This window comes from Actinomadura montaniterrae (assembly GCF_008923365.1).
In the GTDB taxonomy this organism is placed as follows: Bacteria; Actinomycetota; Actinomycetes; order Streptosporangiales; family Streptosporangiaceae; genus Spirillospora; species Spirillospora montaniterrae.
Genome location: NZ_WBMR01000117.1, coordinates 20,018 through 29,517, shown reverse-complemented (window position 1 = coordinate 29,517; position 9,500 = coordinate 20,018). Strand labels below are relative to the sequence as shown.

Genomic DNA, 9,500 nt, shown 5'->3' with positions numbered 1-9,500 from the left:
GGGGCGGGCGCGCCGCGACCGGACTCCCGACCAGGATGGAAGTGGACGCGTGAGCGGGCTCGACCAGGGGACGTACGAGGTGCTGCGGGCGCGGCTCGCGGAGCGGGCCGCGGAGGCGGCGCGGCGGGCGGAGGCGCTGAACGCCCGCCGGCTGGAGGTGTTCGGCGGCGCGGAGCTGCGGCTGACCGGTACCGAGCAGGTCCGGACGGAGCGCGCGGGCGTGCCCCGCGACGTGGTCGCGCTGGGCGGGATGCTGCTGCTCGGCTGCAACGCGCCCGGGACGGCGAACACGACGTCCGTCGAGGACGTGTTCTCGCTGCACCGGTTCGACGACGGCGGCGCGCTCGGGCCGGCGGGCGCGGACGCGGTGCCGGGGCTGCTGGACGACCCGCGCTTCCACCGCGACTTCGCCGACATGTTCCGGTACTACCGGGAGGCGCGGCTGCTGCAGCTGCGGCTGGTGGAGGGGCGGCTGCTCGCGGTGTTCCAGACCGGGCCGCAGCTGTACGACCTGCGCGTCCTGCGCTGGCGGACGGCCCCGGACGGCACCGTCGCCTACGAGGACAACCAGGGCGAGCGCGACCATTCGTTCCCGCCGGCGCACGAGGTCGAGTGGATCGAGACGACCCGCGACGACCACGTCCGCGGCCTGCACCCGCACATCTCGGTCGAGGGCGAGGTGTTCGTCGACACGGTCGGCGGGTCGCTGACGGTCAAGGTGGAGAACGACACGTCCACCGGCAAGGGGATCCACTCCGAGCCGGTGGACGAGCCGCTGCAGGCCCTCGCGGACGCCGACGTCCGGTACGCGCGGGTCGGCGCGCTGATCCTGCTGCGGATCCGGCCGTACAACGAGCCGGCGTGGCGGCACCTGGTGTTCAACGTGCGGACGAAGGAGGTCGTGCGGCTCGACGGGATCGAGCAGGCGTGCCGGCGGCTGCCCGACGACCACGGGATCGTCTTCCCCGGCGGCTACTGCCTGGACACCGGCGTGGTGAAGACGTTCGACACCGACGTCACCGGGCTGGAGTACGAGCGGATCGTCCGGTCGCCGAACGGCGAGGACGTGCTGTACGTGTTCCATTCGCGGGCGGACGGGCGGTCGCTGCTGCTGCCGTACAACGTGATCCGCAAGCGGGTCGCGACGCCGATCACGTGCCACGGGTACTCGCTGTTCGGGGACGGGACGCTGGTGGTGCTGCGGGCGCTGTCGGCGGAGCCGGTCCGGGCGCATCCGGTGCAGGTGTGGGCGACGCCGTTCGTGTCGGACGAGCACGCCGCCGCGCAGCCGGTCGGGACGGGCCCGCTGGAGCGGGTCGGGAACGCGGACCTGGTCCGCGGCATCTCCGAGTGCCTGTCGATCACCCGGATGGTGGACGAGATGTCGCCGTCCGCGCGGGTGTTCGAGGCGCTGATCGCGGCGTGTACGCGGGCGGTCGACCTGTTCCACTGGCTGGCGGACGAGGAGCTGGGCGACCTCGCCGCGCCGCTCGCGGACGTCCGGGCGACGGCCGGGCAGGTGCTGGACGAGTACGAGAAGGTCCGCGCGCTCACCGGGCAGGCGGCGGCCGCCGTGGACGAGGCGGGCGAGGACGTCACCGCGCTGGTCCGCCGGGTGAACGCCGAGGAGCCCGCGACGGCGGACGGCTGGGTCGCGCAGCTCGCGGAGATGCGCCGGGCGCTCGGCCGCCTGGAGACGCTCCGCGACCTGCGGTACGCCGACACCGCCCGCATCGACGAGCTGTCGGAGACGGTGGAGACGGAGCTGCGCGGCCTGGGCGAGCGGTCCGTCCGGTTCCTGCAGGGCGAGGGCGCCTTCACCGGCTACCACGCCGAGGTGGAGCGGATCGCCGAGGCGGCCGGGGCGATCGCGACGGCCGCCGGCGCGGCGCCGCTCGCCGATCTCCTCGACGCGCAGAACGAGGGCCTGGAGGTCGTCACCGAGGTCGTCGGGGACCTCGACATCACCGACGCGACGGCCCGCACCGCGATCCTGGAGCGCGTCGGCGAGGTGCTCGGCGGGCTGAACCGGGCCCGCGCCGTGCTGGACAACCGGCGCCGCGAGCTGCTGGAGCACGAGGGGCGCGCCGCGTTCGCCGCCGAGCTGGCGCTGCTGGACCAGGCGGTCGCGGGCGCGCTGGCCCGCGCGTCCACCCCGGAGCGCTGCGACGAGCAGCTCGGCCGGCTGCTGCTGCGGCTGGAGACTTTGCAGGCGCGGTTCGCCGAGCTGGAGGAGTTCGCCGCCGGGCTGGAGACCAAGCGCACCGAGCTGTACGAGGCGTTCTCGTCGCGCAAGCAGACGCTGCTGGACGAGCGGGCGCGCCGCGCCGGCCGGCTCACCGCGTCCGCCGACCGGATCCTCGCCGGGGTGCGGCGGCGCGCCGCGTCCCTCGCCTCGCCGGACGAGGTGAACGCCTACTTCGCGACGGACGCGATGGTGGCCCGGATCCGCGCGATAGCGGACGAGCTGCGGGAACTCGGCGACGACGTGCGCGCCGAGGAGCTGGACGGGCGGGTGAAGGCGGCCCGGCAGGAGGCGGCGCGGGCGCTGCGGGACCGGCTCGACCTGTACGGCGACGACGGCGCGACGATCCGCCTCGGCCGGCACCGGTTCGCGGTGAACACCCGCCCGATCGAGCTGACGCTCGTCCCGCACGACGGCGGGCTCGCGTTCAGCGTCACCGGGACCGACTACCGGGCGCCCGTCCGCGACGAGGGGTTCGCGGCGACCCGCGGCCTGTGGGACCAGACCCTCGTCTCGGAGACACCGGAGACGTACCGGGCGGAGTATCTGGCGACGTCGATCCTCGCCGCCAGGCCGCCGGCCGAGCTGCTGGACGCCGACCTGCTGCGGGTGGTGCGGGAGGCGGCGGCCGACCGCTACGACGAGGGCTACGAGCGCGGCGTCCACGACCACGACGCCGCCCGCATCCTCGACGTGCTGGTGCGCCTGTACGCCGACGCGGGCCTGCTGCGCTACCCGTCGTCCGCGCGCGCCGCCGCCCAGCTGTTCTGGACGCACGGCCCCGACGCCGGCGCCCGCGCGGCCTGGACGACCCGCGCCCGGTCCCTCGTCCGGGCCCGCCGGTCGTTCGGGCGCGCGCCCGCGCTGGACGACCTCGCCGCCGAGCTGACCGCGGCCGTCGAGGAGTTCGCGGCGCGCACCGGGCTGCCCGCGCCGGACGGCCCCGCGGCCGCCGAGTACCTGATCGAGGAGCTGACCACCGCGCCGGACGGGTTCGTCATCGGCACCGGCGCCCGCGACCTGCTGAAGTCGTTCGGCCCGCACCTGGCCGGCCTGGAGGAGGACCTGCGGGCGCTCGGCGGCGACCTCGCCGCCCGCCACCAGCTCGCCGGAGCGTGGCTCGGCTCCCACCTCGCCGCGACCCCCGACGCCGACCCGGCCGACCTGCCCGAGGCCGTCGCGGCCGTGCTGTGCGCGTCCGCCCGCTACGACTCCCCCGCCGCGCTCACCGCCACCGTCGAGAACCTGCTCGGCGCCCACCCGCGCATCACCGGCCGCCGCCTGGACGTCCGGCTGGACGAAATCCTCGCGCGCACACAGCGGTTCCGTAGCGAGCGCGTCCCCGCGTTCCGCGCCTACCAGCGGCGGCGCAACGAGCTGGTCGCCGCCGAGTCGGAGCGGCTCGGGCTCGCCGCCCTCAAGCCCCGCACGATGAGCGCGTTCGTCCGCAACCGGCTCGTCGACGAGGTGTACCTGCCCCTCATCGGCGACAACCTCGCCAAGCAGATCGGCGCCGCCGGGGACGCCAAGCGCACCGACCAGATGGGCCTGCTCCTGCTGATCTCGCCGCCCGGCTACGGCAAGACGACCCTGATGGAGTACGTCGCGGACCGGCTCGGCCTCGCCCTCGTCAAGGTGGACGGCCCGGCCCTCGGCCACGACGTCACGTCCCTCGACCCGGCGAAGGCGCCGAACGCCACCGCCGCCCGCGAGCTCGAGAAGATCGACTTCGCGCTGGAGATGGGGAACAACGTCCTGCTCTACCTCGACGACGTCCAGCACACCTCGCCGGAGTTCCTGCAGAAGTTCATCCCGCTCTGCGACGCGCAGCGCCGCATCGAGGGCGCCTCCCGCACCCACGACCTGCGCGGCAAGCGCTTCGCCGTCTGCATGGCCGGCAACCCGTACACCGAGTCCGGGCAGCGCTTCCGGATCCCCGACATGCTCGCCAACCGCGCCGACGTCTGGAACCTCGGCGACGTCCTGTCCGGCAAGGACGAGCTGTTCGCGCTCAGCTACGTCGAGAACGCGCTGACCTCCAACCCGGTGCTCGCGCCGCTCGCCGGCCGCGACCGCGGCGACGTCGAGCTCCTCGTCCGGCTCGCGTCCGGCGACGCGGGCGTCCGGCCGGACCGCCTCGCGCACCCGTACTCGCAGGCCGAGCTCGACCAGATCCTGTCGGTCATGGCGAAGCTCCGGCGCGTCCAGCAGGTGGTGCTGGCGGTGAACCGCGCCTACATCGCCTCGGCCGCGCAGGACGACGCGTCCCGCACCGAGCCGCCGTTCCGGCTCCAGGGCTCCTACCGCGACATGAACCGGCTCGCCGAGCGCGTCCTCCCGGTGATGAACGCCGCCGAACTCGAAACGCTCATCGACGACCACTACCGCGCCGAAGCGCAGACGCTCACGTCCGACACCGAGTCGAACCTGCTGAAGCTGGCGGAGCTCCGGGACGTCCTCACCCCGGAGCAGGAGGCCCGCTGGACGGAGATCAAGGCCGCCTACGTGCGCGGCCGGACGCTCGCCGGCCACGAGGACGACCCGTCCGTCGGCGCCCTCCTCCACCTCGCCGACCAGCTCTCCGCCATCGAGAAGACCCTCCGCGACCGCTGACCCGACCGGGGCGTGACCGCCGGGCCGCGACCGCCGGGACGCGACCGCCGGGCCGCGACCGCCGGGCCGGGCTCAGCCGGAGAGGTCCGCGACGCGCTGCCGCAGCGCCTCGTGGACGTCCAGCGGGCTGGTCGGCCAGATCCGCACGGCGCCGTCCTCGCAGCCGCTGGCGAGCCGGTCGCCGTCGGGGCTGAACGCCACCGCCCAGACCGCCCCCGGGTGCGGGTAGGTGACGAGGAGGTCGGCTCCGCCCGCGTGGTTCCACAGCCGGACGCCCCCGTCCCGGGAGCCCGTCGCGAGATGGGTCCGGGCGGGGCTGAACCGCGCCGCGTGGGCCTCGCCGGTGGCCAGCTTGCGGACCATGCGCCCGTCGTGCGCGTCCCACAGCCGGGCGGTCCCGTCGCCGCTCGACGTCAGCACCAGCCGCCCGCTGCGGCTCCAGTCGACCGCGTGCAGCGCCGCCGTATGCGAGGAGAGCCGATCCGGCTCGCCGCCGGAACCGGGCCGCCACAGGCGCGCGTCGGCCTGCCAGTCGGCCACGGCGAGCAGCTCGCCGGTCGGGCTCCACGCGGCGTCCTCGACGATCTGGTCGCCCGCGAGGCGGGCGCGCTCCCGCAGGCCATCGGCCGACCACACGGCCACGGAGCCGTCGTGGGACGTGGAGGCCAGCATCTGCCCGTCGGGGCTCCACCGCACCGCCGTGACGCGGTCGCCGTGGCCCCGCACGGACGCCTCAAGCGCGAGCGTCCCGGCGGCGCGGACGGCGACCGTGCCGTCCTCGCCGCCGACCGCCAGCGCGCGGCCGTCCGGGCTCCAGGCGACCGCGGCGGCGTCGAAGAGCAGCTCGGCCGGCGGGTCCTCCCCGGTGACGTCCCAGATCCGCACGAGGCCGTCCTGCCCGGCGGACGCGATGCGGCGCCCGCCCGGCTCCCAGGCGACGTCGAGCACGCGGCCGCCGTGCCGGCCGGCGACCGAGGGCACGAATCCCCCGTCCACGCCGGCGACGCGGGCGGTGGCGTCCTCGCCGCCGGACAGCAGCAGCCGCCCGTCGGGGCTCCACGCCACACCCGACGCCCAGCCGACGTGCCCGGGAAGCGCGTCGGCGGTCTGCCCGAGATCGAAGTCCAGGACCCGGACCGTGCCGTCCTCCCCGCACACGGCCGCCCGGCGCCGGACCGGCGACCAGGCCACGCCGTAGAGCGGCGTGGCGGCGGCGGGCCAGCGGCGCGCCAGGGCGGACCGCTCGGCGTCCCACAGGCAGACGCTCCCGTCCTCGCCGGCCGTCAGGATCTCCGCGCCGTCGCCGCTCCACGCGACCGCGGGCACGGGCCCGTCGTGCGCCCGCAGCGTCGCGACCCGCTCGCCGCCGTCGACCGTCCAGACGGCGGCCGTGCGGTCGTAGCTCCCGGTGCAGATCCGGGTTCCGTCCGGGTGCCACTCGGCCGACCGCACCCAGTCCTCGTGGCCCTCCAGCACCCGGAGCGTCGCGCCGGTGGCCGCGTCCCAGATCCGGGCGGTGCGGTCCGTGCCGCCGGTCACCACCAGCCGGCCGTCCGGGCTCCAACGCGCCGACGACACCCACCCGGCATGGCCGCGCAGGGTGCCGACGGCCCGCCGGTCCTCGACGTCCCACACCCGGGCGGTCCCGTCCCACCCGCCGCTGACCAGCCGGGCGCCGGAGCGGTCGAAGTCGAGGGAGGTGACGCAGTCCTGGCCGGCCTCGATCACCGCGAGCAGCCGCCCGTCGACCGCGTCCCAGAGCCGGATCGTGCGGTCGTAGCCCGCGGTGGCGGCGCGCCGCCCGTCGGGATGCCACGCCACCGCCGAGAGCCGGTCGGAGTGCCCCCGCAGGATCCGGCGGATCTTCGCCTCGCTGAACACCCGGAACATGGCCCGCTGCACGAGCGGGACGTCCCCGCCGTCGTCCGCGGCCCGCAGCGCCAGCTCCAGCGCCGTCTCCGGCGCCGCCTCGAGTTCGAAGACGGCCTGCCCGGCGCGCGCGAGGGTCCGGTCGGACTGCTCGCGGGCCGTCGCGGTGTCCTCCGCGACCCGGCTCGACGTCAGGAACACGTCCTCCAGGCGGCTCAGCAGACGGTGGTTGCGGGTGGCCCAGTCGCCCGCCGCCGCCAGCCGGAGCCCGCGGTACAGGTAGCTGTCCTCGCGCCCGTGCTCGTCCCACTCCTGCGCGGCCTCGGTGAGCAGCCGGTGCGTGCGCAGGTCCGCCGCGTCCTGCTGGAGCCAGTCGCCGAGCGTCCCCCAGTTGTCGATCAAGGCCTCGTGGACGATCTCCACCGAGTCGCGGTCGGCGGCGACCAGCCGGGCGTCGCGGTGCGACAGCCGGAGGATCACCTGCTCGACCTCCCGCGGGTCGGCGGCCACGAGGTCGAGCTCGTGCCGGGCGACGCGCCGCCGGGTGTAGGTGCCGTCGCGGACCGCGACGAGCCGCAGGAACAGCAGGCGGGCGAGCTCCCGCCGGCGGTCGTCGAGGGAGGCGTAGGTGTCGTCGGCGAGCCGGTCCAGCGCCCCGCCGATCCCGCCGACGGCGTCGTAGTCGGCGTGGGTGAGCCAGACACCGCGGCGGCGGCGCCACAGCGCCGCGAGCGCCGTCTGCAGCAGCGGGAGCGCACCGGAACGCCCGCGCATCTCCGCCAGCACCCGGTCGACGAGGCCGCGCTCGAACAGCGCGCCCACGTGCTGCGCCGGCATCAGCATCGCCTCGCGCAGCGACGGCTCGTCCAGCGGCCCGAGCAGCAGCTGGCCCGCCGTGAGCAGCTCGCGCAGCTCGGCGAAGGCCAGGCAGTGCTGGACGAAGTCGGCGCGCAGGGTGACGACCACCCGGATCTCCCCGGCGAGGACCTCGGCCGCCCGGTGCAGGCTCTGGACGAAGCGCAGCTGCGGGTCGACGTCCCCGCGGTGCCGCGGCTTGAGGGTGAACAGCTCCTCGAACTGGTCGACGATGAGCAGCAGCCGGTCGAACCGGTCGTCGCCGGCGAGGAGGTCGTGCACGGCCTTGGCGAGCTCCTCCGGGTCGTCCAGGATCCGCCGTTCGAGGTCCGCGGCGGCGTCCCGCCCTTCGCCCATGAGCCCGGCGAGACGGGTCGCCACCGCGCGGACCGGCCAGGGGCCGGGCACGAGGTCGGCGACCAGCGTCCGCGGCCCCGCCTCCGGCACCAGCCCGGCCATCACCAGCGACGACTTGCCGGAGCCGGACGCGCCGACGACCGCGGTGAACGGCGTGCGGCGCACCTGCTCGACGAGCGCCGCGGTCTCCCGCGCGCGGCCGAAGAACAGCGGCGCCTCGCCGGCGGTGAAGGCCCGCAGGCTCGGGAACGGCGCGGGCTCATCGGGCAGGGTCGTGCGCGGTCGCGGAGGGGCGAAGCCCTCGACGGTGGAGACCAGCTCGGTGGCGGTGGTGGGCTCGTGCGGTCCGGCGCGCAGGTCGACGGCGAGCCGCTGGGACAGGAACGCGGGCAGCAGCGCCGCGGAGGCGCCGGGCAGCAGGACCGGGACGACGCGCAGGTTGCTGCGCCGGCGGGTGGCGTACTCGATGGCGTTCCGGATGCCGGCGGCGCGGCGGGCGGTGACGCCGGCCGGGCCGACGAGCACGGCGACCGTCTCCGTCCGGTCCAGCGCGGCCCCGATCGGGCCGGCGTCCGCCACCGCCGCGCCGGTGGGCGCCGCCGCCGTGTCGTTGGGCGCCGCGTCTTCGGGTGCGGCCGGGTCGTCTAGGGAGGTGATGCTGTGCCGCATCAGCAGCCGCGCCACCAGGTCGGCGGACGCGTCGTCGCCGTCCTCGTAGGAGAGGAAGACCGTCCGCGACGGCGGGGGCGGCTCCTGCCGGACCGCCGCGTCGGGGGGCTCGCCGAGGACGTCGACGAGCAGCTCGGCCGTCGCGGGAAGGCCGGTGAGCTCCCGCAGCCGGTCGAGCCGCTCGAGGCCGAGCGGCGCGAGCCAGCCGTCGACCCGGGTGGCGGTGAGCACGCCGAGGCCGTCGGAGCGGTGGTGGCGCGAGACCAGCCCGATGATCGCGCCGCGGGCGAACACGGCGGCTCCCGACATGCCCTCCCAGGGGGACGCGTCCGGGTCCGGGTCGCGCTCCGGCGCGTCCACGCGGATCTCCAGGGTGCCCTCGCGCCGGTGCGACAGGGCGGCGATGGTGCCGCGCACGTGGCTCGAATCGCGGTACCACCCGTTGGGGCCGCGCCGCAGCTTGTAGCGCGGGAAGCCGACGGCGGAGCAGGACAGCACGGTGTCGATGTCGTCGACCCAGCCGAAGCGGACCGGGGGCGGCGGGCCCGCGCCCTCGACCGCCGGCGGCCAGTGCCCTTCGAGGACCGCGACGTCGACGCCCTCATCGCACCAGGCGACCTCCGCCGGCCCGTCCACCTCGTCGTCCCGGTCGGCGTCGAACCTGACGCGTATCCGTGCGGCTCCGGCGATGACATGGGCGGCGGTGAGGACCCGCGTCTCCGAGATCCGGTACCCGGATCCGCGAACCCTGGACCCGTCCGGCAGGACGACGATGACCTCGGCCGCCCGGTGCGGGTCGAGCCGGTGCGGGTCGGCCCGGTGGGAAGCGAGCCGGTGCGGGTCGAGCCGGTGTCCGGGGGCACGCTCCGGGCGCCGGCTCGTCGGGGGCATG

At 76.0% G+C, this 9,500-nt stretch carries 2 protein-coding genes; one reads left to right on the top strand and one right to left on the bottom strand.

Annotation, left to right across the window (positions count from 1 at the left end):
- Positions 1-49 precede the first annotated feature (49 nt).
- Positions 50-4,858 (top strand): DNA repair ATPase, encoded by a 4,809-nt coding sequence (locus F9B16_RS31240; protein ID WP_151543803.1) that lies wholly within the window; start codon positions 50-52, stop codon positions 4,856-4,858.
- Between the two features lie 72 nt (positions 4,859-4,930).
- Here F9B16_RS31240 and F9B16_RS51350 read toward each other — a convergent pair whose 3' ends face one another.
- Positions 4,931-9,499 carry an nSTAND1 domain-containing NTPase gene (locus tag F9B16_RS51350; protein ID WP_192809081.1) on the bottom strand — a complete coding sequence of 1,523 codons (4,569 nt, stop codon included), beginning with the start codon at positions 9,497-9,499 and terminating at the stop codon, positions 4,931-4,933.
- Position 9,500 lies beyond the last annotated feature (1 nt).

Bases quoted from the DNA above. Each gene is read 5' to 3' on its own strand.
- F9B16_RS51350 (WP_192809081.1), bottom strand. From the start codon at position 9,499: ATGCCCCCGACGAGCCGGCGCCCGGAGCGTGCCCCCGGACACCGGCTC.